This is a genomic window from Pseudomonas sp. B7(2017) (assembly GCF_002112745.1).
GTDB lineage: Bacteria > Pseudomonadota > Gammaproteobacteria > Pseudomonadales > Pseudomonadaceae > Aquipseudomonas > Aquipseudomonas ekonensis.
Map to the genome: position 1 here is coordinate 349,312 of NZ_NEIP01000003.1, position 24,408 is coordinate 373,719.

At 62.7% G+C, this 24,408-nt stretch carries 26 protein-coding genes and 1 pseudogene; 10 read left to right on the forward strand and 17 right to left on the reverse strand.

Annotation, left to right across the window (positions count from 1 at the left end; all coding sequences use genetic code 11):
• The first annotated feature begins 101 nt into the window (after positions 1-101).
• From CAG29_RS08015 to CAG29_RS08025, 3 genes are all read left to right on the forward strand, one after another.
• A complete protein-coding gene (locus CAG29_RS08015; RefSeq protein ID WP_085582362.1) occupies positions 102-320 on the forward strand; it encodes a hypothetical protein in 219 nt (72 codons plus the stop codon).
• 86 nt (positions 321-406) lie between these two features.
• Positions 407-655: a hypothetical protein gene (locus tag CAG29_RS08020; protein ID WP_085582360.1), complete on the forward strand. Its 249-nt coding sequence runs from the start codon at positions 407-409 to the stop codon at positions 653-655.
• Positions 656-688: 33 nt separating this feature from the next.
• Positions 689-1,843: a carboxylate-amine ligase gene (locus CAG29_RS08025; RefSeq protein WP_085582358.1), complete on the forward strand. Its 1,155-nt coding sequence runs from the start codon at positions 689-691 to the stop codon at positions 1,841-1,843.
• Positions 1,844-1,862: 19 nt separating this feature from the next.
• Here the strand turns inward: CAG29_RS08025 and CAG29_RS28730 are convergent.
• The 3 genes and pseudogenes from CAG29_RS28730 to CAG29_RS29010 all read right to left on the reverse strand — a co-directional run.
• Positions 1,863-3,066: pseudogene (locus CAG29_RS28730) on the reverse strand (ATP-binding protein); the annotation flags it as partial.
• Positions 3,067-3,186 (reverse strand): hypothetical protein, encoded by a 120-nt coding sequence (locus CAG29_RS29005; RefSeq protein WP_371856118.1) that lies wholly within the window; start codon positions 3,184-3,186, stop codon positions 3,067-3,069. It abuts the pseudogene before it with no gap.
• Positions 3,161-3,544, reverse strand: coding sequence for a chemotaxis protein CheB (locus tag CAG29_RS29010; RefSeq protein WP_371856119.1), 384 nt, complete (start codon positions 3,542-3,544; stop codon positions 3,161-3,163). The genes CAG29_RS29005 and CAG29_RS29010 overlap by 26 nt, the downstream gene beginning before the upstream one ends.
• A gap of 414 nt (positions 3,545-3,958) precedes the next feature.
• On the opposite strand from CAG29_RS29010, the gene CAG29_RS08045 reads away from it, so the two are divergent.
• Positions 3,959-4,849 carry an SDR family oxidoreductase gene (locus CAG29_RS08045; protein WP_085694176.1) on the forward strand — a complete coding sequence of 297 codons (891 nt, stop codon included), beginning with the start codon at positions 3,959-3,961 and terminating at the stop codon, positions 4,847-4,849.
• Between the two features lie 36 nt (positions 4,850-4,885).
• Here the strand turns inward: CAG29_RS08045 and CAG29_RS08050 are convergent, their stop codons facing one another.
• The 7 genes from CAG29_RS08050 to CAG29_RS08080 form a co-directional block, all read right to left on the reverse strand.
• Positions 4,886-5,134 carry a hypothetical protein gene (locus tag CAG29_RS08050; RefSeq protein ID WP_085582350.1) on the reverse strand — a complete coding sequence of 83 codons (249 nt, stop codon included), beginning with the start codon at positions 5,132-5,134 and terminating at the stop codon, positions 4,886-4,888.
• A gap of 206 nt (positions 5,135-5,340) precedes the next feature.
• Positions 5,341-6,663, reverse strand: coding sequence for a cytosine permease (locus CAG29_RS08055; protein WP_085694178.1), 1,323 nt, complete (start codon positions 6,661-6,663; stop codon positions 5,341-5,343).
• Positions 6,664-6,774: 111 nt separating this feature from the next.
• On the reverse strand, positions 6,775-7,749 hold the full coding sequence (locus CAG29_RS08060; protein WP_085694180.1) for a biotin-dependent carboxyltransferase family protein: 975 nt from the start codon (positions 7,747-7,749) through the stop codon (positions 6,775-6,777).
• Positions 7,746-8,618, reverse strand: a complete 873-nt coding sequence (locus tag CAG29_RS08065; RefSeq protein ID WP_085582344.1) for an allophanate hydrolase subunit 1 — start codon at positions 8,616-8,618, stop codon at positions 7,746-7,748. Before CAG29_RS08065 ends, CAG29_RS08060 begins: the two co-directional genes overlap by 4 nt.
• Positions 8,615-9,988 (reverse strand): acetyl-CoA carboxylase biotin carboxylase subunit, encoded by a 1,374-nt coding sequence (locus tag CAG29_RS08070; protein ID WP_085582342.1) that lies wholly within the window; start codon positions 9,986-9,988, stop codon positions 8,615-8,617. The genes CAG29_RS08065 and CAG29_RS08070 overlap by 4 nt, the downstream gene beginning before the upstream one ends.
• 10 nt (positions 9,989-9,998) lie before the next feature.
• A complete protein-coding gene (locus tag CAG29_RS08075) occupies positions 9,999-10,244 on the reverse strand; it encodes an acetyl-CoA carboxylase (RefSeq protein ID WP_085582340.1) in 246 nt (81 codons plus the stop codon).
• A gap of 94 nt (positions 10,245-10,338) precedes the next feature.
• Complete coding sequence (locus CAG29_RS08080; RefSeq protein ID WP_085582338.1) at positions 10,339-11,097, reverse strand: 5-oxoprolinase subunit PxpA; 759 nt, start codon at positions 11,095-11,097, stop codon at positions 10,339-10,341.
• Positions 11,098-11,236: 139 nt separating this feature from the next.
• Here CAG29_RS08080 and CAG29_RS08085 point away from each other — a divergent pair, with 139 nt between their 5' ends.
• Positions 11,237-12,154 carry a LysR family transcriptional regulator gene (locus CAG29_RS08085; RefSeq protein ID WP_085582336.1) on the forward strand — a complete coding sequence of 306 codons (918 nt, stop codon included), beginning with the start codon at positions 11,237-11,239 and terminating at the stop codon, positions 12,152-12,154.
• Between the two features lie 98 nt (positions 12,155-12,252).
• Here CAG29_RS08085 and CAG29_RS08090 read toward each other — a convergent pair whose 3' ends face one another.
• Positions 12,253-13,284, reverse strand: a complete 1,032-nt coding sequence (locus CAG29_RS08090) for a GNAT family N-acetyltransferase (protein WP_085694182.1) — start codon at positions 13,282-13,284, stop codon at positions 12,253-12,255.
• Positions 13,285-13,573: 289 nt separating this feature from the next.
• Between CAG29_RS08090 and CAG29_RS28650 the strand changes: the two genes are divergently transcribed.
• Together CAG29_RS28650 and CAG29_RS08100 are read left to right on the forward strand one after the other, a co-directional pair.
• Entirely contained in the window at positions 13,574-14,149 is a 576-nt protein-coding gene (locus CAG29_RS28650) for a hypothetical protein (RefSeq protein WP_218191440.1), read from the forward strand.
• Positions 14,150-14,383: 234 nt separating this feature from the next.
• The gene (locus CAG29_RS08100) at positions 14,384-15,295 is read left to right on the forward strand and encodes an alpha/beta fold hydrolase (protein ID WP_085582332.1); all 912 of its coding nucleotides are present in this window, start codon (positions 14,384-14,386) and stop codon (positions 15,293-15,295) included.
• Positions 15,296-15,422: 127 nt separating this feature from the next.
• Here CAG29_RS08100 and CAG29_RS08105 read toward each other — a convergent pair whose 3' ends face one another.
• The 3 genes from CAG29_RS08105 to CAG29_RS08115 form a co-directional block, all read right to left on the reverse strand.
• Positions 15,423-15,953 (reverse strand): hypothetical protein, encoded by a 531-nt coding sequence (locus tag CAG29_RS08105; protein ID WP_139831431.1) that lies wholly within the window; start codon positions 15,951-15,953, stop codon positions 15,423-15,425.
• Between the two features lie 418 nt (positions 15,954-16,371).
• Positions 16,372-16,722, reverse strand: coding sequence for a hypothetical protein (locus tag CAG29_RS08110; RefSeq protein WP_085694186.1), 351 nt, complete (start codon positions 16,720-16,722; stop codon positions 16,372-16,374).
• Positions 16,723-16,767: 45 nt separating this feature from the next.
• The gene (locus tag CAG29_RS08115; protein WP_085694188.1) at positions 16,768-17,169 is read right to left on the reverse strand and encodes a RidA family protein; all 402 of its coding nucleotides are present in this window, start codon (positions 17,167-17,169) and stop codon (positions 16,768-16,770) included.
• A gap of 134 nt (positions 17,170-17,303) precedes the next feature.
• Here CAG29_RS08115 and CAG29_RS08120 point away from each other — a divergent pair, with 134 nt between their 5' ends.
• From CAG29_RS08120 to CAG29_RS08130, 3 genes are all read left to right on the forward strand, one after another.
• On the forward strand, positions 17,304-18,227 hold the full coding sequence (locus tag CAG29_RS08120; protein WP_085694190.1) for a LysR family transcriptional regulator: 924 nt from the start codon (positions 17,304-17,306) through the stop codon (positions 18,225-18,227).
• A gap of 27 nt (positions 18,228-18,254) precedes the next feature.
• Positions 18,255-19,178 (forward strand): LysR family transcriptional regulator, encoded by a 924-nt coding sequence (locus CAG29_RS08125; protein WP_085694193.1) that lies wholly within the window; start codon positions 18,255-18,257, stop codon positions 19,176-19,178.
• A 115-nt stretch (positions 19,179-19,293) separates the two neighbouring features.
• Complete coding sequence (locus tag CAG29_RS08130) at positions 19,294-20,019, forward strand: alpha/beta fold hydrolase (protein ID WP_085582320.1); 726 nt, start codon at positions 19,294-19,296, stop codon at positions 20,017-20,019.
• Positions 20,020-20,043: 24 nt separating this feature from the next.
• On the opposite strand, the gene CAG29_RS08135 is transcribed toward CAG29_RS08130, so the two are convergent.
• The 3 genes from CAG29_RS08135 to CAG29_RS28465 all read right to left on the reverse strand — a co-directional run.
• A complete protein-coding gene (locus CAG29_RS08135) occupies positions 20,044-20,259 on the reverse strand; it encodes an Arc family DNA-binding protein (protein ID WP_170930033.1) in 216 nt (71 codons plus the stop codon).
• Between the two features lie 53 nt (positions 20,260-20,312).
• A complete protein-coding gene (locus CAG29_RS08140) occupies positions 20,313-21,209 on the reverse strand; it encodes a hypothetical protein (protein WP_085582316.1) in 897 nt (298 codons plus the stop codon).
• A 51-nt stretch (positions 21,210-21,260) separates the two neighbouring features.
• Positions 21,261-24,408: YadA family autotransporter adhesin (locus CAG29_RS28465; RefSeq protein WP_170930450.1), on the reverse strand; the 3,148-nt coding region annotated here is incomplete at its 5' end.

A 24,408-nucleotide genomic window follows, 5' to 3' on the forward strand; every position in this document is an offset into this window, starting at 1 on the left:
GAGCGGCAACGGCACACCGAACGATCGCGTCCGGCAGTCATTGCGGCTGAACCTTCGTTCGCCGTCTCACCCAAAACCTCTACAACCGATGGAGGTGCATCATGGAAACCACATACTTTCTGATCGGCGGCGCAGTGATCGTCCTTCTGCTCGATCTGTGGATCATCAATAGCGTGTTCAGAAGCGACGGCCATACGCTGAGCAAGGTCTGGTGGTCGGCGCTTGTGCTGCTGCCGATCTTGGGGGCGGTCATCTGGGGCATCTCCGGCCCCCGAGGTGTCACCAAAGGCCCTTCTTCACCGGAACACAGCAAAGGCTGAACGGTCGGCAGCCCTTTGTCGGATTCGCTGAACCCCATGGCGAGGCCGGTGCTCAACGTTGAAACGCCCCGTGGAAGAGCTTCGCCATGCACGCCTTCAACCACCAGCTGACCGCCACACAAGAGATGAAGCTTCAGGCACTCGACCGCTGGCACCGCGCACTGGACAACCAGGCATTGCGCATGGACTGCCCGAATGACTACCACGATGAGTTGTTGCGCCAGTGCGATGAGATGCACCGTCGGCAAATCGTGAGCTGGGAAGAATGGCGAGACCTGCGCATCGAAGCCGATCAGGCGTACCTGCGTGCGATCGCCGGTGACGATTACCGCTAGGCACCCGATTGGCGTACCGCGAGGAGCATGGTCATGAGCGAAGGCCCGCGATTCGGTATCGAAGAGGAGTATTTCATCACTGACCTCGCGTCCCGCGCCATGGTGGGCCAGCCATGCCGTGAGGCAGTCCAGGCATGCCGGGACGCGCTCGGCGAACACTTCGCGTTCGAGATGTTCCAGGGACAAATCGAGGTCGCCTCGCCGACGTTCAATACGTTGGGCCAGGCGACGGATTACCTTGCCGGCGCCCGCGAGACCTTGATCAGCAGCCTGTTGCCGTATGGATTGGGCGCCATCAGCGCCGGCAGTCACCCGCTCGCCGATTGGCGCGGGCAAACGGCGACCGATGAAGAACACTTCCGGCAGATCTTCCGCCGATACGCCCATGTTGCGCGACGTAGCGTTTTATCGGGGCTGCATGTGCATGTCGAGGTGCCTGGTCACGTCGACCGGATACGCGTCATGAATGAAGTCTTGCCTTGGACGCCGCTGCTGCTGGCCTTGAGCTGTTCGTCACCGTTCTGGGACGGCGCGGACAGCGGCTACATGAGTTTCCGCCAGACGCTGTGCGATGAATGGCCGCGCATGGGCATCCCGCCGCTGTTTGCCGGGCAGGACGATTACGATGCCCACATCGCCTTGCTCTCGCGCACAGGCGTCATCGAACGGCCCAGCGAGTGCTGGTGGGCGATACGCCCGTGCGCCAGGTACCCCACGCTGGAGTTGCGCATGACCGACGCGTGCCCCTGCCTGGCCGACGCCCTCACACTCGCCTCTCTCTATCGTTTGCTGGTCGCCCACGCCCTGGAGCAGGAACGACCAGGCACTTCGTACACACCGACCTCACGGATCCTGCTTGAGGAAAACCGCTGGAGAGCAAAACGCTCGGGCCTGCTGGGCGCGTTTCTCGTCGAAGGCCACGAGCGGACTGTTTCCATCGGGCAGTGGCTGGAACAGGCCGAACACGTCATGGGCGCGACCGCTGAGCGCCTGCAGATGCCTGACCTCTTCGATCAGGCGCGCGAGATGGTCGCCGCCGGCACGAGTGCGGACCGCCAACGGAAGGTCTTCCGACAGGCGCTGAGCGACAGGCTGCCGACGCCGCTCGCGCTGGCGCAAGTGGTGGATCACTTGCTCCAGGAGACAAGGGGCGCATCGGCGCTCGTCCCCCGCAAGCCTTGCCGCTGAAGAGACACGCCAGCCACACTCATTTCAACATGCTGCTGCACAGTTCCTCGATGGCTTCCACCAACGCTTCATATTGCACCGGCTTGCTCAAATGCCGATCGAAACCCGCTGTCTTGGCTTTCTGCACTTGCGCCGCAACGCCGTACCCGGTCAAAGCGATCGCGGGGGTGAACTTGTGCAATTTGGTCTGACGCAACGCCTGGATCAACTCATGCCCATCCATGACCGGCATGCCGATGTCGGACAAAATGACGTCATAGTGCTCATCCGTGGCGTTGCGCAGGGCCAGCAAGGGTTCGCTGAAAGAGTTGACCCGCGCATCCTCCATCTCAAGCAACATGCGCATGACATCGACGACTTCCGGGGAGTCGTCCACCAGCAGCACTTTGAGCCCCTTGAGCCGCCCTTTCTGCTCGGCCTTGGGTTCATTCTGATCGACATCCATCGTCTGGTCCGACAGCGGAATCAAGACGGTGAACGCGCAACCGTGGCCCAGCCCCGCCGATTTGACGCTGACCGAGCCTTCATGGGCCTGCACGAGTTGGCGAACCAGCGAAAGGCCGATGCACAAGCCATCGCGCTGATGGGTGCCCGTTCTCGGCTTGGCCTGCTTGAACAGGTCGAAGACATGTTCGATGTCCGCCGGCGCGAGCCCGATGCCGTTGTCGATGATCTGCAGCCGCGCGTGGCCGTCGTTGACACCCAGGATGATCTGGATACGGGCGTTCTGCGAGGTGAACTTCAGCGCATTGTGCAGCAGATTCCAGATGATCTGCTCCAGCCGCGTAGGATCGCCCGTGCTCGCGGGCCTGACGCAATTCATTCTCGGGAACCCCGGCTTTGCGGTCTTCCGACGAAAACAGCAGGTCGTAATAGACGCCGATGACCTCAGTGCTCTTGTAACCGAAAATCAGCTCGGCACCGGTGTTCCAGTCAGTGATCAGGCCCTGCTCATCGAGAATGATGATCGCGAAGTCGTGCGTGCTCTCGGCCACCAGCCTCATGCGTTCCTGGCCCAGCCGCAGGTCTTCTTCGGCCTCTCGGCGCTTGGTGATATCGATGAACGTGAGCACCGTGCCGTCGATGTGGTTTTCGCTGGACCGGTAAGGCAACAGGCGCGCGATGTACCAACGGTGATCGATGCTGCTGACCTCTCGCTCCATCATGTTCAGCGACTCGAACACCGAGGTCGCGTCGTCCGCCAGCTGCGGGTAGTTGAGGCGTTAACTGAAATACGTCGGCAGGTCCGGTTGCGCGGTCACTTGCAGGCGCCGCTCGATGCGCCGCAGCACTGTGGCGCGCTTATAGTGCTTGAAGTCATGCCCCGTGCGGTTGCGCAGCAACAGCAGGATATCCTGCAGCGTTTGCTCGGCGACCGCCTGCTCTTTTCCGGGGGGTGTCTGTCGGCATGTCATGCGGTGCGGGCAGCGTTATGGTTTGCGAGTTGCGCCACAGTTCGAGGATCTTCTGGGGTATCTCGGCGACGGGCAGCACGACGTCCACCATCGATGTCGCGATGGCCGCCAGCGGCATGCCGTCGAACTCGGCGTCCGACGGTGTCTGCACAAGGGTCACGCCACCCTGTTCCTTGATCCGCGACAGTCCGACGGCACCGTCGCTGCCGGACCCGGACAGCACGATGCAGAAGGCATGGTCCTTGTGCGCATCAGCCAGATCACGGAAAAACAGGTCAATCGCCACGTGGCTACCGACCGCTGTCGGCAGGCATCTGTTCGAAGAAGGTTTTCAATGCATTGAGGCCGCCCGCCGAAGCGTCGATTCCAACGACCGGGAACGACAAATGACTAGGTGTAACGCCTTCCCGTTGCGGCAGGGAGCTGGGGCGTTTCGGAGTCGACTTCATCTTGTATTCCTTTGCGTTTGGGCGACGTGCTCACTCAATTAGCATGATTGTAAAAGTCATGGGGCCCGCAGGACCGTCCAAGCCGTCAGTTTTATCGCTGTTGCGCCGCAAACGCAGGGCCTTTCGCGATTCATCCGTCAACTGTGCGCCCGTTCGTCGCATCAAAAAACAATGAAAATAAACCTTTCTTTGGGGCACCCCTTCCAACGTTCACGTAGCGGGAATTCTTCCTGTTCTTTTTGGAGTGACCCATGAACCAATACGAGATGCAGCATCCACAAACTCAATATCCGCGACCGGGGTTTGCGGCCCAGACCCAAGAGACCCCAGGGCTGGACAGCGACATGCGTCCAGAGCCGGATCATGGCGAAAAAAGCTATGTAGGCTTTGGCCGGCTGAAAGGCCGCAAGGCCCTGATCACGGGGGCCGACTCCGGCATCGGCCGTGCGGTGGCGATTGCCTTTGCCCGGGAAGGTGCAGATATCGCCCTCAATTATCTACCGGTCGAAGAACCGGATGCTCGACAGGCAGTCGGCCTGATCGAAGCCGAGGGGCGCAAGGCCATCGCCCTGCCTGGCGACATCACGGAGGAAGCATTCTGTCGCTCCCTGGTTCGCCAAGCGCACGAACAGCTCGGCGGTCTGGATATCCTGGTCAATATTGCCGGCAAGCAAGTCGCTAGAAAAAACATCAACGAAATCAGTACCGAACAGTTCGACGCAACGTTCAAGACCAATGTCTACGCGTTGTTCTGGCTGTGCCAAGCGGCATTGCCTCTTTTGCCTGCGGGCGCAACCATCATCAATACCGCCTCGATCCAGTCCTACGATCCGTCGGCGACCCTGCTCGATTATGCGACGACCAAGGCCGCTATCGTTGCCTTCACCAAAGCGCTGTCCGAACAAGTGATCGATCAGGGCGTACGCGTCAACGCCGTTGCGCCCGGGCCCATCTGGACCGTTCTGCAACCGAGCGGTGGCCAGCCTCCGGAAAAGATCCCGCATTTCGGTGAACACACACCGATGAAACGCCCAGGACAACCCGCCGAGTGCGCACCTTTGTACGTATTGCTGGCCTCACAGGAGTCCAGCTACATCACAGGTGAAACCTTCGGCGTCACCGGTGGCGACCCCACGCCGTAGTTCATCGGACACGGCGCCTGCCTGAGCTGAACCGGCTCAGGCAGGGTTCTTCCCTGGGGTATTTTTTTTCCAGCCTCGCAGATTCATGGCGCATAGACAGAACTGCAGCACGATCAAAGCCCATGCGTCGACCTGCCAGCCCCATACCACCCACAACACATTGCTGCCGATGAAGAAGCAAAAGCCCATTCGCCGATATCCTGACTGACGCGAGCCGGTGCACCAGGCCGCTGCGACGGTGAGCAACATGGCCGGCCATTGCAGTAGATCAATCAGTTGCGCCATTTCTTCTGCCTTTATCGATCGCAAACCAACATTATCTGTGAGTGACCCGGCGCCCTTACGTTCCCCCGGATGCCAGAGAATCTACCGGGACAAAAACTTCCACTGGACACCTTTGCCCTCGGTGAAGTGAAGTCGCGCCAGCGCCCAGTGACTTGCGTCTTCTCGTTTCTGGAACACGCGGTTAAGCGATAACTGACTGCAAAACACTACTCCGCCAGCCCTAGCCGCAATCGGCCTCGCCGGGCCAACCCCACCTGCAGAGCAAACGCCACCACCACCGTCGCCGGCGCGGAAAAACTGCTCAGTCCACCACCGGCAAACATCAACGCCAGCCCCAGCGCCGTCGCGCCGAACCAGGCGCTCAACCCGACCGGATTGAATGCCGCCACTCGCTCCAGCGCCGCCGCATCATTGCGTCCGCAGAGAATCTGCGCCAGTGCCACACCGACCCAAGCCACCACGAAAATCCCCTGATAGGCCAACGCCTTCAGAAGGTAGGCGAACACGTCCGCCAGCATCAGCCCGTAGACGACGACCCCGACCACCAATGCCCACATCAGGTACGAACCGCGTACGCCGAAACGGCCGAAGAACGCCTGCATGTTCAAGGTAGCCAGGTAGTAGTTGGCGGTGTTGATGCGGGTTTGCGTGGCCCAGACGAACAGCAACCCCCACAGGCCCATCAACTGCAGGATCGCCATCACCACCGAGACTTCGTTCAGCGCGCCGTCATGGGGAATGCTGCTGACCAGGTAGATCCCCGCCGCGCCGTTGAGCAAGAACGTCACCACGTAGAACGGCATGCCGAAGTTCCAGCGGCCGTGGTAGTCGGCGTCTTCAGGTTGGCCGAAACGCGCGTAGTCGAAGGTGAACAGCATCAGGATCCAGACGCCCATGTAGGCGACGAAGCAGTGCCACCAGCCGAACGCGTCGGGGGTAGCCGGGCCGAAATCCAGCCATTGCGGCTGGTAGCCATAACGGCTGACCGACAGCCCCACCGCCACCAGCAGACCGCCGAGATACACGGGCAGCAAGACGCCGTTAAGCTTGTCGAGCCAGTGCTGTACGCTGCCGAGGATCATCGGCACGCTGTAGAGCACCACGGCCAGGGCCGCCAGCGGATAGATCAGTTGCGGATACAGGTGATTGAGCGCCACGGCGATCACCGAGCCTTCGAACACCGCGTAGTAGATCGCCGTGGAAAAGAAGATCAGCGTCGCCAGGCTGGCGCCGGTGCTGCCGAACAACAGGCGCGAGAACAAGGCCACCGACAAGCCGCTGCGGATCGCGAAACGGCTGAGCACGCTGTTGACCAAGCCGTAGCTGATCACCGACAGCACCATGCCGATCAGCGCATTGCGCGCACCGAACGACAGCGCCAGCGACGCGCCGACGACGATGTAGAACATCGCGCTGCACACCGCCCACCAGGCCATGGTCAGCGACAGTCGCCCCATGCGCGCTTCGGCCGGCACGGGATGATGGGCCGGGTCTTGCCCGGTTTGACTCGATTGCGATAAAGCAGCCATATGCGTGAACTCCAGAACCAGTCAAAGGTTGAAGCGCGGGCAGCCGTCACCGCACCGGAGTGCGGCGTTGGCTCACCGTTTGGCAGGGCCCGCGCGATGCGGCGGGCAGAATCAGGAAGGGAACAGCTTGCTCAGGCAGCTGAGTTTTTTCTTATAGGAACGTCGCGCTTCCAGCGCCTCTTCGAGGGTCACCGCGACAAAGCGGGCCTTCTGGTTGGGTTGCATCTGGCCGATCAAGTCGAGGTCGGCGCTGATCACCGTGCCGATCATCGCGTAGCCGCCACCGGACACCGCGTCGCGGTGCAGGACAATCGGCTCAAGCCCGGCCGGCACCTGGATAGAACCGATCGGGTAGCAACTGTCGACGATGTTCGACGGATCGGAGCCGGCGCCGAACGGCTGTTCGCGGGGCTGGAAGCTCAGCGCACTGCCGCCCTTGAAGCGATAGCCGATGCGGTCGGCCTCCGAGCCCACCGTCCATGGCTCGGCGAAAAAGCTCTTCGCCGCGGCGTCACTCAGGCGCTCGTAATACAGCCCCGGCACGACGCGCAGGGTGATTTCGCCGCCCAGCGATTGGCGCAGCGCCATGGGCAGGCTGGCCCCGGCTCGGCCCTTGCCGCTGGCGGTGCCGATCGGCAATTCGTCGCCGGCGACCAGTCGGCGTCCCGCAAAGCCACCCAGCCCACCCAACGCATAGGTCGAACGACTGCCGAGCACCACCGGCACATCGATGCCGCCCGCCACCGCCAGATAAGCCCGGGCGCCGGCCTTCGGAAAATCGAAACGCAGCACCTGCCCGGCCTTCACCTCGAACGCCGTGTCATGGTGCATTTCCACACCGTCGACACGCGCCGTCATGTGCGCACCGCAGACCGCCACCAGCGCGTCCTGCTGAAACTCCAGATCAGGCCCGAGCAACGTGCACTCCAGCGCAGCCAGGCTCGCGGGGTTGCCGACCAGTTGGTTGGCCGCGCTCAAGGCGTATTGATCGAGCGCCCCCGAAGGCGGGATGCCCAGGTGGTAATAGCCTTCGCGCCCCTGATCCTGCACCGAAGTCGCCAGGCCGGGTTTGAGTACCTTGATCATGCCAGCACCTCCTGCAACGACTTGGGATAGCCGATCGGGTCGGCGAGGAACGCGTCCAGGGAAAACTCCACCGGACGAATCCGCAGATCGAAGCGCCCGGCGTCCACTTCAGCGACCGCGCGGTCGTAGGCGTCACGGTCGATCGGCTTGAACTGAACGATGTCCCCCGGGCGGAAAAACACCATGTGTTCCTTCAAGTACGCGAGGGTCTGATGCGGGTCGTAGATCGGTGCCGGCGTGACGCCGAACATCTGATAACCACCGGCACCGCGCACCGAGTAGATGCAGCCGAAGCATCCGCCATGGCCGAGGGTCAGCTTCGGTGTGTCGGTGCGTGGCCGCAGGTACTTCGGCACCTGCAACTGGCGCTCGCGCTCCACCATCTGGAACATGAACGGCAGCCCGGCCACGAAGCCGACCATCGAGACGAACCACGGTGCGCCGCTGTGGGCGGCGATGAACGCCTCGACATCCGCAAGACCGTTGATCCGTGCGGCGTACTCAAGGTCGGTGGCGCTGGGGTCCTGATGCCGGTCGCGGAAACGCATCAGGGTTTCGTGGGTCCAGGGGTCGTTGTACAGCACCGGAACCTCGATGATCCGTGTCTGCAGCGTACGCTCGGAAACGGCCTCGGCTTCGGCGCCTTTCACCGCTTCCAGCAAGGTGTGCGGAGCGATGCGGTCCGGGTCGAAACGGATCTGGAACGACGCGTTGGCCAGGCACACATCAAGCACGCCATCCAGCGCCAGACGCTCCACCGCGCGGGTGACGGCCAGCCCCTTGAAGAACGCGTCGAGGGACATGCTGTCGCTGACTTCGGCAAACAGATGCTCATCGGCACCGAAGCTGTAGCGGATTGGCGTGCTCATGCTTGACCTCCACGGCGGCGCGCCGCCAGCCAGGTTTCCAGGGTGCCGGTGTGGAAGTCGGCGCTGTGCAGCCACGCTTGCTCGAGCAATTCGCTGTGCAGCGTCAGGGTGTTGGCCATGCCGGACAGTGTGGTCTGTTCCACCGCTGCCCTCGCCCGACGCAATGCTTCGGCGCGGTCAGCACCGTGCACGATCAACTTGGCCAGCAACGAGTCATAGTAAGGCGGCACGCGGTAGTATTGATACAGGTGAGTGTCGACACGAATGCCTTCGCCCTGCGGCCAGATCAGTTCCTCGACCAGACCGGGACTCGGGAAGAAGTCGCGCTGCGGATCTTCGGCGTTCAAGCGCATTTGCAGCGCGGCGCCGTTGAGTTGAATGTCACTCTGCTTGAAACCCAGCGGTTCGCCGCCAGCAATGCGCAACATGGCCTGGACCAGATCGATGCCGGTGATCAACTCGCTGACCGGGTGCTCGACCTGAATCCGCGTATTCATCTCGATAAAGAAGAACTCGCCGGTCGCATCGTCATACAGGTATTCCAGAGTGCCGGCGCCCTTGTAGGCCAAGGACTCGGTCAGGCGCACGGCGCTCGCGCAGAGGATCTCGCGTTGCTGTTGGCTGAGCACTGGCGACGGCGCTTCCTCGAAAATTTTCTGCCGGCGACGTTGCAGTGAGCACTCACGCTCGAACAAATGCACCGCGTGCTGACCGTCGCCCAACACCTGCACTTCAATGTGCCGGGCCTGACCGATAAACCGCTCAAGGTACACCGCGCCGTTGCCGAACGCAGCCTGGGCTTCGCGCTGGGAACGGGGAAACTCTTCGGCAAGCTGCGCAGCGTTTTCCGCCAGGCGAATGCCCCGCCCGCCGCCACCGGCCGAGGCTTTGATCAGCAGCGGGAAGCCAACGGTTTCGGCAGCCTTGAGTGCCGATTCGACGTCAAACAGCTCACCCGGTGAGCCCGGCACCACCGGCACCCCCGCCGCTTGCGCGGTGCGCCGGGCTTCGGCTTTATCGCCCATACGTCGGATCGTTTCGGCGCTCGGCCCGACAAAAATCGCCCCGGCCGCCACCACTGCTTCGGCAAAATCGGCGTTCTCCGAGAGAAAGCCGTAACCGGGGTGTACCGCGTTGGCGCCTGTGGCTTTCAAAGCACCGAGCAAGGCTTCGACATTCAGATAGCTTTTATCGGCGCGCGCCGGGCCGAGGACGTGTACCTCATCGGCCATGCGCGCGGCGAGGGAATCGACGTCCGCTTCACTGCACGCGGCCACAGTGGGAATCCCCAGCTCCCTGGCGGCGCGAATAATCCGCACCGCAATTTCGCCACGGTTGGCGATCAACAATTTATGAATACCTTGGGTCATGATCACGCCCTCACTCGTCGTCGAGCGTTGCGATGACTTGACCCGGTTCCACCGGATCGCCGTCTTCCACCAGAAATGCGCTGAGGCGACCGGCCGTCCCGGCGGTCAGTTCGGAAAACTGCTTCATGACCTCGATCAGGCCGATCACCGTGTCGGCGCTGACCTGCGCGCCCGGCTCGACGTAGTTCGCCGATTCCGGCGTGGCTTTGCGATAGAAGGTCCCGGGCAACGGGGTGATTACAGTGTGTTCGGCCATGTCTGTTCCTTTTGGAATAGTTGTAGAAAGGCAGGCAAAAAATCCATGGATGGGGCAACGCTGGCGTCTGTGTGCCAGGTGTTTTCGCGGGCGATCAGCGTGGTGCGCGCACCTCGATCCCGGCGTTGTCGAGCGCCTTGCGCGTGGCCTCGACCAGCGCCAGGGCACCCGGGGTGTCGCTGTGCAGGCAGATGGAATCGAATTCGATGGCCAGGTCTTCACCCTCCACCGTGCGCACCACGCCTTGCTGACAGGCGCGCAACACGCGCGCGGCGACGTGCTCCGGGTCGTAGGCACGCACGTTGCGGGTGAAGACGATGGAGCCGCTGAGGTCGTATTCGCGGTCGGCGTAGAACTCGCGGATCACCGGTTGGCCGAGTTCTGTGGCGACCCGCCAGATCACCGAATCCGGCATGCAATACAGCAGCAGGTCCGGCTCCAGGCGCTGCAGGTTTTCCACCAGCAGACGCGCCGCCTCCTCGTCCCGCGCCAGGTGCATGTAGAGCGCGCCGTGGGGTTTGATGTGTTGCAGCGCCACGCCTTGAACCCGAGCCAGTTCACGCAGGGCGCCCAACTGGTAGAGCATGTCGTCGACCAGTTCCTGAGCCGGTGCGTTGATGTGCCGACGGCCGAAACCGACCAGATCGCGAAACCCCGGATGCGCGCCGATGGCCACGCCCAGGCGCTTGGCCTGTTCGACGGTGCGGCGCATGGTGCCCGGGTCGCCGGCATGAAAACCGGTGGCGATGTTGGCCGAGCTGATGAAGCCCATCAGTTCGTTGTCGACACCGTCGCCGATGGTCCATGGGCCAAAGCCTTCACCCATGTCCGAGTTGAAATCTACTGCTTGCATGACGCTTACTCCTGACGCTTGTGACTTCATGCAGGTCAAAGTAGATTCTCGATCACCCCTTGGGAAGATCTATTAACAGATAGGTCATCTTCTGAAAAACAGATAGCCTGAAACTGCGACCTCGTCGACCGGAGTGCCCATGTCCCTGACCTTGCGCCAAGTGCGCTATTTCGTCGCCACCGCCGAGATCGGGCAGATCTCTCAGGCGGCGATTCACCTGAACATTTCCCAGTCGGCGGTGACCACGGCGATCAAGGAACTGGAAGGCCTACTCGGCACGTTGCTGTTCCAGCGCTCGGCGCAAGGCATGAGCCTGACCGACGCCGGGCGGCACTTTCTGAACCGGGCCTACGTGATTCTGCGCAGCGTCGACGACGCCTTGAACAGCCCGCTGCCGGACATCCGCGCCAGTGGCGTGCTGCGCCTGGCAGCGAGCTACACGGTGTTCGGCTACTTCCTGCCGCACCATCTGCAACGGCTGGAACACTGGCATCCCGACGTCACCATCGAAGTCCACGAACAGGAGCGTCAAGCCATCGAACAAGGCCTGCTCGAAGGCCGCTTTGACATGGCCGTGGTGCTCACCGCCAACCTCACCCACCCGGACATCGTCTCGGAGACACTCTTCAATTCCGAACGCCGGTTATGGTTGCCCAGCCACCATCCCCTGTGCGAACGCTCGGCGGTCAGCCTGGCCGATGTGGCGAAAGAACCCTTCATTCTGCTGACCGTCGACGAGGCCGAACAAAGCGCCATGCGCTACTGGGAAAACGCCCGCCAGCAACCCAATGTGCGCGTGCGCACCAGCTCAGTGGAAGCCGTGCGCAGCATGGTCGCCAACGGCAGCGGCGTGGCGATCCTGTCGGATCTGGTGCACCGCCCCTGGTCGCTGGAAGGCAAACGCATCGAAACCCTGACCATCACCGACAAAGTCACCCCGATGAGCGTCGGCTTGGCGTGGCACCGCGAACAGGCGTTCAGCCCGGCGATGCATGCGTTTCGCAATTATTTCCATGATGCGTTTTTGGCGCCGCAGCAGTTGTCTGCGCGGCGGTGAGAGAGGTTGAGACGATGGTTGTGTTTGATAAGGTGCAGCAAACGGCGAGTGGCCTGCCAGCAACCCATCGACCTGCACCCGTTACTCTTCAATGAGGTCTAGTCACTGAACTCCCACTTAAGGATCGGCAGATACCGGGGCTCGCCACATACTGGACGTGGCACATCGCGCACATACCGTGCACCGAGCAGCTCGTAGAAGCCCCGAGCCGACGGATCCGACTCTACCGCCAGAGTGCTCACACCCAGCCCTCGCACTACAGCCAGAGCATGCCCCACCAGGCGCCGTCCGTGACCACCTCCCATAGACTGCGGGTCGACCCAGCAATGTTCCAACTGCCAGCCGTCCTCGCCGTTCTCAAGCCCATAAAAGCCCAGTAGCCGGCCATCCACTGCGACCAGCACCGCGTAGTGGCCGGTCATTTGCCCGGGGTGGAACGTCAGCGCGGCCTCCCATGCCTTCATCCAGGCTTCGGGGTATCCCCAATGGGCCTTGCTGCGCTGAGCCAAAGCACTGAGCGCCCGCGCATCAGCGCCCCGGGAGGGGCGAAGGGTCGGTGTGTCGTCCTCCAGCAAAGCTCGCCCCGCCGGGTCAGTGGCCAGCAGGCTGTACTGGTGCAGGCTGAGGAAGCGCCCGTTCTTGTATTCCACATCCCGCAGGGTTCCCTCCAACACGAAGCCGAGCCGCTCCAGCAAACGAGTGCTGGCGGGGTTCTCCGGCTCAACATCTGCGTGGATGCGGTGTACGCCGAGGCGACTCAGAGCAAAGCGGAGGATGGTGGACAGACAGTCTCGCATCAGCCCCCGTCCCCAGTGTTCCGGCATCAGCCAATAGCCGATTTCCAGGCTGCGATCGGAGTGTGACCAATCATTGAAACCGCAGGCGCCCACCAGTTCGTTACGCCCCGGCAAGGTAATGCCCCACCAAATGCCCCGGTGCTCTTCCAGCAGCGCGTCATACCAGCGCATCTGCTCGTCCGTCGCTTCGAGGTTGTCGTAAGACACGCCGTAGTGGGCAACTACCTGGGGGTTGGAAAGCCCGGCAAAAATCGCCTCGACGTCATTGCGATAAATCCGCCGCAGCGTGCAATTGGTCAGGAAGAACTCGGGAAACTCGACAGCAAGATCCATCTTTTTCTTATCCAGGGCTGGGTCAGTGCAAAAATGTTCGCAGCAAAGGGCGTGGGAGTAAAAGGACAGTCAGGACGCTATCGGGCGGAACAGTCCCAAAAAAGTAATGGGTAAAAAGGGGACGGCTCTATTTTCTGAGAATGGAGCCGTCCCCTTTCAAGTCAACACTGTGTAAGCAGTAGCGAAGTGGGCACCTGAGCGAGTTCACTTCGTCGGAAAGCCCCGAACAAAGAGGCTTTAGTGCAGTCAGACCGGGATCTCAACCCCCGCCCCTGGAGGCGTATCGATCATGAAGAAAACCCTGGTTGTTGCAGCAGTCTGTGCTTTCGCGTTTGGCGCCACGGCTTTGCTGCCCGCCGACCTCTCGCCGATTGGTTCGGTTTATGCCGGGGGCAATGGTGGCGGTGGCGGTGGCGGTGGCGGTGGCGGTAATGGTGGTGGCCACGGCGGTGGTGGCAATGGCAGTGGTCATGGTGGCGGCAACAGTGCCGGCCACAGCGGCGACAATGGCGGCGGTGACGGCGATGGCAATGGTCACGGCAACGGCAAGGGCAAAGGCGCTCTTGGCCATACGAGTGCCCCGTCCGACGGTACCTCCGGCATCCGTGGTGCGAAGCGCAATGGCAAGGTCGAAGGTATCGACCATGCTGGCAAGGCCACCCGCGACCACGGCGTGAGCGGCAAGCACAGCGGCACTGCCAGGAACGACAGCAAAGGGCATGGCGCGACGACTGCGTCCGTAGCTCATTCGAAGGATACCCGTGGCCTCTCCAAGGCAACGGCGATCTCCGATACCACACCGGGAACCCACAATACCAAGGGCCTGGACAACGCGGCGGATTCGTCCTCCAAGAACGATCGCTGATCTGCTGCCTTAGCGCACCGAAAGGGCCGGCCTGAACAGGCTGGCCCTTTTTATTCGCCCTCCGAATCGGCAATCGCTTCGCGAACTCCTTTCGTGCACTGGCGATCCACACAGAATTCATAACCCCGCGTACTCGCCCTGCAATTCGTCCGCAGTTGACGAACGACTCCCCTCACCCATGCATTTATCGTAAACAGGACTACGCTCCTCCCATTCCAACCTGGAGCACCCGCGATGATCCGAGCCCTGCTGATCGCATCCCTGCTGTCTGTCGTCAGTCTCCCAGCGCTTGCCGACGTGACGCCGTTTCCGGCGTCGTTCAAGACGCAGGACATCGCGGTCGAAGGCGCCAAAATCCATGTGCGTGTGGGTGGCAAGGGCCCCGCCGTTGTGCTGCTGCACGGGTTCGGCGACACCGGCGACATGTGGGCGCCGCTGGCCGCCGACCTGGCCAAGGATCACACCGTCGTCGTGCCTGACCTGCGCGGGCTGGGCTTGTCGTCGATGCCGGAGAGCGGCTACGACAAGAAAACCCAGGCGGGCGACGTGCATGCCGTGTTGACCGCGCTCGGCATCAAGAACGCCGTGATCATCGGCCACGACATCGGCACCATGGTCGCTTTCGCCTATGCCGCGCGTTACCCGCAACTGACCGACAAACTGGTGGTCATGGACGCCCCCGTCCCCGGCATCGCGCCGTGGAACGACATCGTGCGCTCGCCCATGTTGTGGCACTTCGACTTCGGCGGCCCGGACATCGAGCGCCTGGTGGCCGGCCGCGAACGCATCTACCTCGACCGCTTCTGGAACGAATTCGCCGGCGACCCGGCCAAGGTCGATGAAGGCATTCGCCAGCACTACGCCAAACTGTACGCCCGCCCCGGCACCATGCACGCTGCCTTCGCCCAGTTCCGCGCCATCCGCCAGGATGCGGTCGATAACGAACCGGTGATGAAGGCGAAACTGACGATGCCGGTGTTGGCCATCGGTGGGGAGAAATCGTTTGGGGCCAATGAGGCGATTGTGATGCGCAATGCCGCTGTCGATGTGAAGGAACTGGTGGTTCCTGGGGCGGGGCATTGGTTGATGGAGGAAGCGCCTGGAGTGGTGGTTGGGGCGGTTCGGGGGTTTGTTGGTAAGGGGTGAATGGCATCTTTCGGCTAGAAACGGACGTTTGGAGTGAAGAAAATAAATCCGTCCCCCTCATCCTTTACAGATTAGAGCATCCATCCGTCGGCCTAAAGTCAAAACCAAACGCACTCAAACTACGAGATCAGTCGACACTAGAGTCAAAATAAAAAACGTCCTTGTAGATCGACTCATACTGAAGCACAAGCCTAGTGCGCTTCGACAGCGTCTTTTTCACCTCATCTGGTGTTAAGTCCCCCATACAGCTTATCGTTACAATTTTTATCACAGCTCCAACAGGTATAAATGACCCAACTGCGACTACGTGATGACCAAAATTACCACGAGGAAGACTGGGAAAAATCTCAACAACCATGTCAGAAATCAACTTTTCAGGGGCCATCAAAACATCATCAAAATACAACTCAACCGATTTAAGTATCGCCGGCCCCACGCCATTATTGGTTATCGTGTACACATAGGAATTTTGTTGTACATCCTCATGAGTAACCCCATCAAGATTTGGAGTCACCATCAATCTATTGTGCCTTCGCTGCTGCATAACTTGGTAGATCGTAAAGCAAACCGCCGCTAAGGCAATTACCGTCGCCGCATAATCAGTCCAATCCTTTTCGGGCGAGACACCGTAAATTATGTACTCAATATATTGTTCCACGGACATCACCTGATGCACGATGGCATTAGACTCTCCTGTACGAGTGAAGCAACCATCGCTTCGTTCGTATATCAAGAGTGGACTTAAATTGCAGGTTGTCAAAAAAATCTGCCTAAAATCAAACAGAAAAACTCGACTCGAACGTATGCAGAAAACGCAATTTCCTAGGGTGCTACAGGTCGTTGATGACCGACTGTCTCTCTTTATAAAACACAAGATTGACCGCTTTTGGCCGTTTGCTACCAGTCAAGATCGACCCAAGACCGCCCCCCCCCCACAAGTCCGCCTCCCCTCGCCTCCATCCTCCTCAATACAACAAAGCCCTGATCACTCAGGGCTTTGTATTGTCTGGCACGCTGAAAACCTCTCACCTAGCCAAATCTGCAAACCTACAGTTCGTCACCCTCCTCAGCCCCCCTCACAAACACCCTCGAATCGCCTCAGCCCTACGGTCGCGCCGCGTTTCGAAGACGTTCGCCACGAAGTAAACCTTAACCTCGGAGCCCGAAGCCGTCGGGATGAAATCAGCGAACTCTGGTTGTCCGACACTGACAATCGTTTTACCGCCACCCTGAAGCGGCTGGATAGTGACCTCATGAATCACCCCTGCCCACTTCTGACTCTGCCAGGCGAAAAGCGAGCATTCGGCGACGGTCGCTGCGTCCTTGTTGCTCGTGAAACTGCGCGCCGGCCCTTCTGCCCGTTTTTCTTCCATCGTCGAACAAGCGGTCAACAACAGCGCGCCCACTACTCCTAACAGAATTCGCATGTTTCACTCCTTATGAAAGAGCGAACTGTAGCGCCTTCCTCACGCCTACGTCGAAGCCTCCGGCAACTTCGCGATCACCTTGATTTCGAAATCAAACCCATAAAGCCACGTCACCCCCACCGCCGTCAGCGTCGGATGGGGTGCCTGGCCCCAGTACTCGGGCACGACTTCCCAGATGGCTTCGAACTTTTGTTCGGGGTCGACGATGAAGACGGTCACGTCGATCACATCGTCGAAGGTGCAACCTGCCGCTGCTAGAATCGCATTCAGGTTGGCGAACGCGCGGTGGACCTGGGCTTGCAGGTCAGGTTCCGGCGTGCCGTCCTCGCGGCTGCCCACTTGCCCTGAGACGAACAGCAAGCCATTGCTGCGGATCGCCGGCGAGTAGCGGTTGCGCTCGTACAGCGCCTGGCGGCCGGCGGGGAAAACTACATTGCGTGTTGCCATCGACTTTCTCCATCAAGGGCCTGAGCGACCCTGTTTTCAACGATGGGGCAACGTTACGGTGGCGCCTTCGGCGGATAAACGGGCAATCTTGACCATCACTGTTTTCAGATTCCAAACAATCCACCGGAGCCCCCATGGACCGTTTTGATGCGATGCAAGCGTTCGTGCGCGTGGTGGACACCGGCAGCTTCACCAAGGCTGCGGAAACGCTGCACATGAGCAGGACCAGCGTGACGCAGTTGGTTCAGCAGTTGGAGGCGCGGCTGCGCGTCCGGCTGATCAACCGCACCACGCGCAAGCTCAACGTGACCGCCGACGGCGCCGCCTACTACGAGCGCGCGGTGCGGTTGCTGGCCGACCTGGACGACGCCGAAACCAGCCTGTCCACCGCCTCCGCATCGCCCAGGGGCCGGCTGCGGATCGACGTCCCCAGTCCCCTGGCCCGCATGATCCTGGTGCCTGCGCTTCCGCAGTTCCACGCGCAGTACCCCGATATCCAGATCGACTTGGGCGTCAGCGACCGGATCGTCGACCTGATCGATGAAAACGTGGACTGCGTGATACGCGGCGGCGAACTCACCGATCAATCGCTGATTGCCCGGCGGGTCGGCGACCTGCAGTTGGGGGTGTTCGCGGCACCGGACTATCTGGAGCGCACCGGCGTTCCGGGGCATCCGCTTGAGCTGGAAGACGCCCGCCACCGCATCGTGGGGTTCATCTGGGCCCGCAAGGGCAAGGTCGTGCCCTATGCGCTGCGCCGTGGCGACGAGTCCGTCGAGGTGCACGGTCACTACGCGCTGGCGGTCGACGACGGCAATGCCTATCTGGCGGCCGGGCTGGCCGACATGGGCGTGCTGTGGTTGCCGCACTACATGTCCCAGGCGTATCACGCGCGCGGCGAGTTGGTCCAGCTGTTCACCGACTGGACACTCGACCCCATGCCGCTGTACCTAGCGTTCCCGCCGAACCGGCACGTGAGCACCAAACTGCGCGTGTTCATCGACTGGGCCGTCGAGCTGATGGCCCGGCACGCGCCCGTCGCTGCCCCGTCCGTGTAACCCATAACGAAGAGGTTGACGCCCCGCATGAAGCCCTTGGACCTGACGCGTTTCGATCTCAACCTGCTGGTCGTGCTGGAGGCGCTGTGGGCCGAAAGGCATGTGGGCCGCGCAGCCGAACGGTTGAACCTGTCCCAGTCCGCCACCAGCCACGCCTTGTCGAGGTTGCGCGGCGCGTTTGACGATCAGCTGTTCATCCGCAACCCCCGCGGCATGGCGCCGACGCCGCTGACCATCGAGCTGATGCCGAGGGTGCTGGCGGTGCTTGAATCGATCAGGCTAGTGGCCAGCCCACGGGGGCCGTTCGATCCCGGCCGTTTGCAGGCGACCCTGTCCGTGGCGGCGACCGATCACGCGGTCGTGACCGTCATCGCCCCGGCCCTGGAGAGGATTCAGGCTGCGGCGCCGCACCTCGTGCTGAAGCTTCGGCCGGCGGACGCCGAATCCGCCCTGCGCCTGCTGGACGCCGGCGAGGCCGACATCGTGCTGGGCTCGGGCTCCTTTGCCCAGCGTCCGCAGCGCTTCGATTGCCGGCGGGTCCGTCAGGAGCGCTTCGTCGGCATCGCGCACCAGGGGCACCCTGCGCTGGTCAAGCGCGGCAAGACGCTGCGGATGGAACTGGAGGACTTTGTCCGCCTGCCGCACATCCTGGTCTCGCCACGGGGCGATGCGCGGGGCGCGGTCGACGAGGCGTTGGAGCTTCTGGGCCACACCCGCCAGGTGAGCGTCACCTGCCCGAACTTTTTGGCGGTGCCCTTCTTGGTCGGTGCTTCGCAGTCGATTGCCGTGGTGGCCGAGCAGGTCGCCTTGCAGATGCAGGAGGCGGCGCAACTGAGCCTGTTCGAGTTGCCTGTGACGCTGCCCGCTTGGGAGGTGTTCGTCATTCGGGCGCAAGGGCGCGCCAACGAGCCGGCCATCGAGTGGCTGACCGAGCTGCTGACCGCCGGTTGAGCCTCGCCGGCGTGATGCATCCCGTGCATCGAGTTGCTGCGCCGATGCCATTGGATCGCAGGCCTCGGTTCTCCTAGAGTCCGGTTGCCGTTCATTCAACCGCCTGGAGTGCCCCATGAACACCGCGCCTACCCTGGTCATGATCCCTTGTTTCGCCGGAGCTCCGTGGCAACTGGACCAGTTGAGCGGCTTGCAGGATCGCCCCATGCGCACCCTTCGGTTGCCGGACGACGTGCGCGAACTGGAGACACTGGCCGACTTCATCGTCGACCAGGTGAAGGATCTCAAGAGCTACGTGCTGGTGGGCGATTCCTACGGCGCGGTCTCATCGATTGCGGTGGCGACGCGCCGCCCGAAAGGGCTCAAGGGCCTGGTGCTGTCGGGCGGGTTCGCCAAGAGCCCGATCACCTCGCCCCTGCTCAAGGCGCTGGCGGCGTTGGCGCCGTTCTTCCCCGGGCCCTTTTACCGGCAGACGACCCTGCGGATACACGCCGCCCAACTGGCGTCGTCGTTCGACAAGGAGGGGGAGATTCCCTGGTCGGCCCGAAAGAGCCGCGCGTTCTTCCTCAAGGAGACCCCCCACAAGGCTTACGTCAACCGCATACGCTCCATCGAACAGGTGAACTACACGGACCTGCTGAAGAACATCGACGTGCCCACGCTGATCCTGACACCCGAGGAAGACAAGCTGATCGGCGAGGAAGCCGCCGGGATCCTGCTCAAGGGCATACAGGGCTCGCAGGAAGTCATCCTGCCGCGCAGCGGCCACATGTTCAGGTTCTCGCACCCCGGCGCCTACTCGCGCGAGATCAGCAGGTTTCTGGATCAGGCCTCGCTTTGAGCGGGCCCGTCCCTGCCCTGCTCCCTAATTGACCTCGTCCGTGTGATCAAAGAATGCACGAAGCAAAGCCTGTCTCTTTTCGTCATCGGAATCGTGGCCGCGCGGCCCCGCCAGGGAGCGCTCCATGCGGGAGACGATTTCGGCGTTCAGGCTCCGCTGGTTCTGCTTCGCGATGCGTTTCAGCGTCTGGCGCAGGCCTTCGGGCAAGCGCAGCACGAATCTGTCGACTGTCTCAGCCACCCGCCACCTCCGCAAAACCTGCCTTTGGATCGTTCGTCTGGGTCATGTTTCCCTCACTGGATCGACGTGGTCAGAGGCGCCGCGGGCGATGCCAGCAGCCCTTTGACGGCGGCCGAAAAGCACTCCACCTGCAACGGATATTCCTGCCCCATCAACCGCCCCTTGCCGTACCAGACGATGCCGCCCTGACTCAGGATCAGACCGTTGCGGCCGAACTCGAAGACACTGCCCACCGAGCTGCTGAACACAAAGCGGTTGTCGTCCATCTGCAGCAGTTTGTACTGGGTGTTCGCCGGCGGCAGCTGTTCCTTGATGCGTTGCAGGTACGTCGGGGCCAGGCGGACAAACAGCTGCCCGGCCTGTTCGCGGTACTGCGGGATCGTCAGGCCAGGGCTGCGCTGCAGCTCCACGGCGATCAAGGCGAAGACATCGGCATTGGCCCGCGCCACTGCCAGTTTCACCGCCAGCGTCGAGGTCAGCAGCGCGTTGTCGATCTGCAGCGACGACTTCTCAGGCTGGCCGTTGGCGGCCGGCACGGTGACGGGGCGCATGAACTCGGCCACGTTGACGGTCGACAGCACCGTCGTCGCCAGGTACGCCGCGCAGGCCGAGGCCTGTCCGGCCCGGTCGCCGTTGATCAGCAACGAGAGCGGGCTGCCCTGGCGGGGCAACGTCTGCGCGTCGATCCCCTGCTGCGTGAGGAACGCGTTGACCTGTTCCTGTTTCGCCTCGCCGCGCGCCAGCCCGCAAAGCTGCTCCATCATCAGGGTTTGGCGCGGCTCGTCGAACCTGGGCGACAGCTGGAAGACCGCCTCCTGGATCACCGGCAGCGCCGGCGTGCGCAACCAGATGCGCGGCGCGTCGGCCGGCTTGCCGCTGAGGAATTTGTCGTAGCCGGCCAGGGCCACGAGCAGGATCAGAATGGCGACGAAAACGGATTTCATGTTCATGGTTGTTGCCTCAAGAGTTTGATCATGACCTGCACAAGACCCATCTGCGGGTCACCACTGATAACCGATGCCCACCGCCACCCCGACCTTGCGCTGGGTGTCGGTGCTGCCCTGCAGCTTCGTCACCCAGCGGCCGTTGGCGGACATGTGCGATACGCCGAAGGCCAGCGACGACTGGCCGCGATAAGTGCCCGCAGCGGCCACCGTCATGCTGGAACCCGGCGAATACGACTGCGGCAGGCTGGCCATCGCCATCGCACCGGCGATGCCCGCGCTAAGGATTTCGTCCTGCTGCTTGAGGTCGTTCTTCAGTTCCATGTAGCGCGAGTCGGTGTAGGCATTGGCGTTGGCGGTGATGTCCGCCACGCTGCTGTTCAGCTGATCCAGATTCACCGCATCCGTGCCGCGGGTGCCCGCCGCCAGGTTGGTGAGCTGGCGCTCGTTGCCGCTGCTGCCGAGCGAAACGCTGTTGTCGCGGTCCGCCACCGAGTTGGCGCCCAGCGCCGTGGCATTCCTGGCCGACGCCTTGGCGCCGTTGCCCAGTGCCACCGAGTTCTCCCCGCTGGCTTGGGACCGCGTGCCGACCGCCGCGCTGTTCTTGCCGGACGCCACCGCCCCCGCGCCCCCGGCGAGAGAATCGGCGCCGGTGGCTTTGGGTTTGGCCGCCGCACTGCCGTTGCTCACCTGGAACATCCCGTCGGTGCCGTTCTTGATGTTGGCGACATCCCCCTCCACCGAGGTGATGCGGCCGTCCTGCTGACCGGCGTTGGCCCCCAGGTTGGCGATGGAGTCGTCGGTGTATTGCTTGGCTTCCGCCACCGCGCCGTCGAGCTGGCGCACGTTGACCGCATCGTTGGCGTTCTTGCCGTCGGCGACGTTGCTGACCGTGCGGGTCTCGCCGGTCGCGGCATTGCCCACCGATACGGTGCCCGACGTCACGTTGTTCGCCCCCGAATACTGACCGCTGTAGGTTTCGGCACCGCGTCCGCCATCACTGGCGCCGCTGCCGAGCGCGACGCTGCCGGCGGCGGTCGCCGTGGCGCCGCTGCCCGCCGCCACCGAGCCGGTGCCCGACGCCTGGGCCTGGGCGCCCAACGCCATGGCGTCGGTGCCCGTGGCGCTGGAGTCTGCCCGGGTCGAGTTGACGTGCAGGTACTTGATGCCGCCTCCCGCGCCGATCAGGGTTTCAAGCCCGCCGACTCGTCCGCCCAGGTTCGTGATGTCCGTGGTGTTCTGGTCGACCTGGTCGCCGACCGCTTTGAGTTGGGCCACGTTGACCGCGTCGTTGTCCTGCGTGCCGGCCGCCAGCCCGGTGATCTTGCGGCTGCCCAGGGCCGTGCCGATGCCGACCTCGCCGACCGATGTCTGCGGGCCGGCCAGCCGATAGGCGCTGTAGCCCGTCTCGGCACCGACCGTGGTGAGCGAGCTCGAACCCAACGCCACGCTCATGGCATGGCTGGCATTGGCGCCAGCGCCCAGCGCGACCGCCTGCTCCGCCGCCGCCTGCGCCGCGCTGCCCACCGCAATGCCTGACGCCAGCAGCACCTGCGTGTTGCGGCCGATGGCGATGCCGCCGGCGGCGGCCTGACTGACGTTGGCCTGGTTGCCGAGCCCGATGCCGTTGTCGCCGTTGACCACGGTGCCGGGGCCGACGGCGACCGATTCCGCGCCGCTGGCGAGCGAGTCCGTGGGGTTGGTCGAATTGGCGTGGAAGTACAGCGTACCGGTCGAACTCAGCGAGCCCATCGCGCCGGTCAGCTGGCGCAGGGTCACGGCGTCGTGGTCTTCGGTGGCGTCCGCCACGTTGGTGATCTGCCGGTAGCTGCCGGCCTTGCCCACCGACACCGAGCCCAGCAAGGTGGCATCCGAGGTGTCGTAGATGATCGTCCCGGCGCCGGCGGCAATCGAGCCGGTGGTCGGTGCCAGGACCCGGTCGGCGACCGAACCTTCGCCCAGCGCGATACCGCCCGCCACCTGCGCCTGGCTCAGACGGCCCAGCGCGAGAGCACCGTCCGCGCTCGCGCTGGCGCCGGAACCGGCCGCGAATGAATTGACGCCGGCGGCGATGGATTGCGGCCCGATCGCGATGCTGTCCTGACCGTTGGCTTGCGCGTCGGCCAGGGTCGAGTTGCTGTGGAAGTACTTGATGCCGGCGCCGTTGTTCACCAGGTTGTCGACGGTCTGATTGGTCGCGAACAGTTGCGAGCCGTTCACCGCGTCGGTGCTGGTGGCGTTCAGGGCGCCGGCTGCGACGTTGGTCAGCTTCACCGCCGTGCCGGCCGGGTTGAAGGTCACCTGGGTTTTGGTCGCGGCATCGTCGTACTTCACCGCTACGGCGGCGGTGTTGGTCAGGCTGTTGTTGAGGTTGGTCAGCGCTGCGCCAACGTTGTTGCTGACCAATGGGCCAGTGTTGGCGCCCGTGGCGCTGATGCTGTTGGTGGAGTAGCTCGGTGCCGTCCATGCACCGGTGTTCGCATCCAACGCTGCGCCGCCGCCCAGTGCGGTCGCGGTGTCCTGCCCTGTCTTGTTCAGTTGGCTGACGTTGACGGCATCGGTGGCGCTGGAGCCGGCGGCAAGGCCGGTGAGGCGGCGGCCGTCGGCGCCGTTGGCGATGTTCACTTCGCCGCCCGCCGTCGCCGTCCCGCCGACGCCATAAGCCGCGTTGCCCAGCGTCGAACCTGTCGCCGACGAGCCTGCGCCCAAGGCGATGCTGTTGGCGAAGCTGGCGGTGGCGCCATTGCCGAGTGCGATGCTGTTGATGCCACCCGAAACGGCGCCCGGGCCCATCGCCACGCTGTCCTGGCCGTTGGCTTGCGCGTCGGCCAGGGTCGAGTTGCTGTGGAAGTATTTGATGCCGGCGCCGTTGTTGACCAGGTTGTCGACGGTTTGGTTGGTTGCGAACAGCTGCGAGCCGTTCACCGCATCGGTGCTGGTGGCGTTCAGGGCGCCGGCTGCGACGTTGGTCAATTTCACCGCCGTGCCGGCCGGGTTGAAGGTTACCTGGGTCTTGGTCGTTGCATCGTCGTACTTCACCGCCACGGCGGCGGTGTTGGTTACGCTGGTGTTGAGGTTGGTCAGCGCTGCGCCGACGTTGGTGCTGACCAGCGGGCCGGTGTTGGTGCCTGTGGCGCTGATGCTGTTGGTGGAGTAGCTCGGTGCCGTCCATGCACCGGTGTTCGCATCCAACGCTGCGCCGCCG

Bases quoted from the DNA above. Each gene is read 5' to 3' on its own strand.
- CAG29_RS08120 (WP_085694190.1), top strand. From the start codon at position 17,304: ATGGACCGTTTTGATGCGATGCAAGCGTTCGTGCGCGTGGTGGACACC.
- CAG29_RS08085 (WP_085582336.1), top strand. From the start codon at position 11,237: ATGTCCCTGACCTTGCGCCAAGTGCGCTATTTCGTCGCCACCGCCGAG.
- CAG29_RS08125 (WP_085694193.1), top strand. From the start codon at position 18,255: ATGAAGCCCTTGGACCTGACGCGTTTCGATCTCAACCTGCTGGTCGTG.
- CAG29_RS08060 (WP_085694180.1), bottom strand. From the start codon at position 7,749: ATGATCAAGGTACTCAAACCCGGCCTGGCGACTTCGGTGCAGGATCAG.
- CAG29_RS08070 (WP_085582342.1), bottom strand. From the start codon at position 9,988: ATGACCCAAGGTATTCATAAATTGTTGATCGCCAACCGTGGCGAAATT.
- CAG29_RS08130 (WP_085582320.1), top strand. From the start codon at position 19,294: ATGAACACCGCGCCTACCCTGGTCATGATCCCTTGTTTCGCCGGAGCT.
- CAG29_RS28650 (WP_218191440.1), top strand. From the start codon at position 13,574: ATGAAGAAAACCCTGGTTGTTGCAGCAGTCTGTGCTTTCGCGTTTGGC.
- CAG29_RS08140 (WP_085582316.1), bottom strand. From the start codon at position 21,209: ATGAACATGAAATCCGTTTTCGTCGCCATTCTGATCCTGCTCGTGGCC.
- CAG29_RS08080 (WP_085582338.1), bottom strand. From the start codon at position 11,097: ATGCAAGCAGTAGATTTCAACTCGGACATGGGTGAAGGCTTTGGCCCA.
- CAG29_RS08020 (WP_085582360.1), top strand. From the start codon at position 407: ATGCACGCCTTCAACCACCAGCTGACCGCCACACAAGAGATGAAGCTT.
- CAG29_RS08025 (WP_085582358.1), top strand. From the start codon at position 689: ATGAGCGAAGGCCCGCGATTCGGTATCGAAGAGGAGTATTTCATCACT.
- CAG29_RS08100 (WP_085582332.1), top strand. From the start codon at position 14,384: ATGATCCGAGCCCTGCTGATCGCATCCCTGCTGTCTGTCGTCAGTCTC.
- CAG29_RS08075 (WP_085582340.1), bottom strand. From the start codon at position 10,244: ATGGCCGAACACACTGTAATCACCCCGTTGCCCGGGACCTTCTATCGC.
- CAG29_RS08090 (WP_085694182.1), bottom strand. From the start codon at position 13,284: ATGGATCTTGCTGTCGAGTTTCCCGAGTTCTTCCTGACCAATTGCACG.
- CAG29_RS08055 (WP_085694178.1), bottom strand. From the start codon at position 6,663: ATGGCTGCTTTATCGCAATCGAGTCAAACCGGGCAAGACCCGGCCCAT.
- CAG29_RS08110 (WP_085694186.1), bottom strand. From the start codon at position 16,722: ATGCGAATTCTGTTAGGAGTAGTGGGCGCGCTGTTGTTGACCGCTTGT.
- CAG29_RS08045 (WP_085694176.1), top strand. From the start codon at position 3,959: ATGAACCAATACGAGATGCAGCATCCACAAACTCAATATCCGCGACCG.
- CAG29_RS08015 (WP_085582362.1), top strand. From the start codon at position 102: ATGGAAACCACATACTTTCTGATCGGCGGCGCAGTGATCGTCCTTCTG.
- CAG29_RS08115 (WP_085694188.1), bottom strand. From the start codon at position 17,169: ATGGCAACACGCAATGTAGTTTTCCCCGCCGGCCGCCAGGCGCTGTAC.
- CAG29_RS08050 (WP_085582350.1), bottom strand. From the start codon at position 5,134: ATGGCGCAACTGATTGATCTACTGCAATGGCCGGCCATGTTGCTCACC.
- CAG29_RS08065 (WP_085582344.1), bottom strand. From the start codon at position 8,618: ATGAGCACGCCAATCCGCTACAGCTTCGGTGCCGATGAGCATCTGTTT.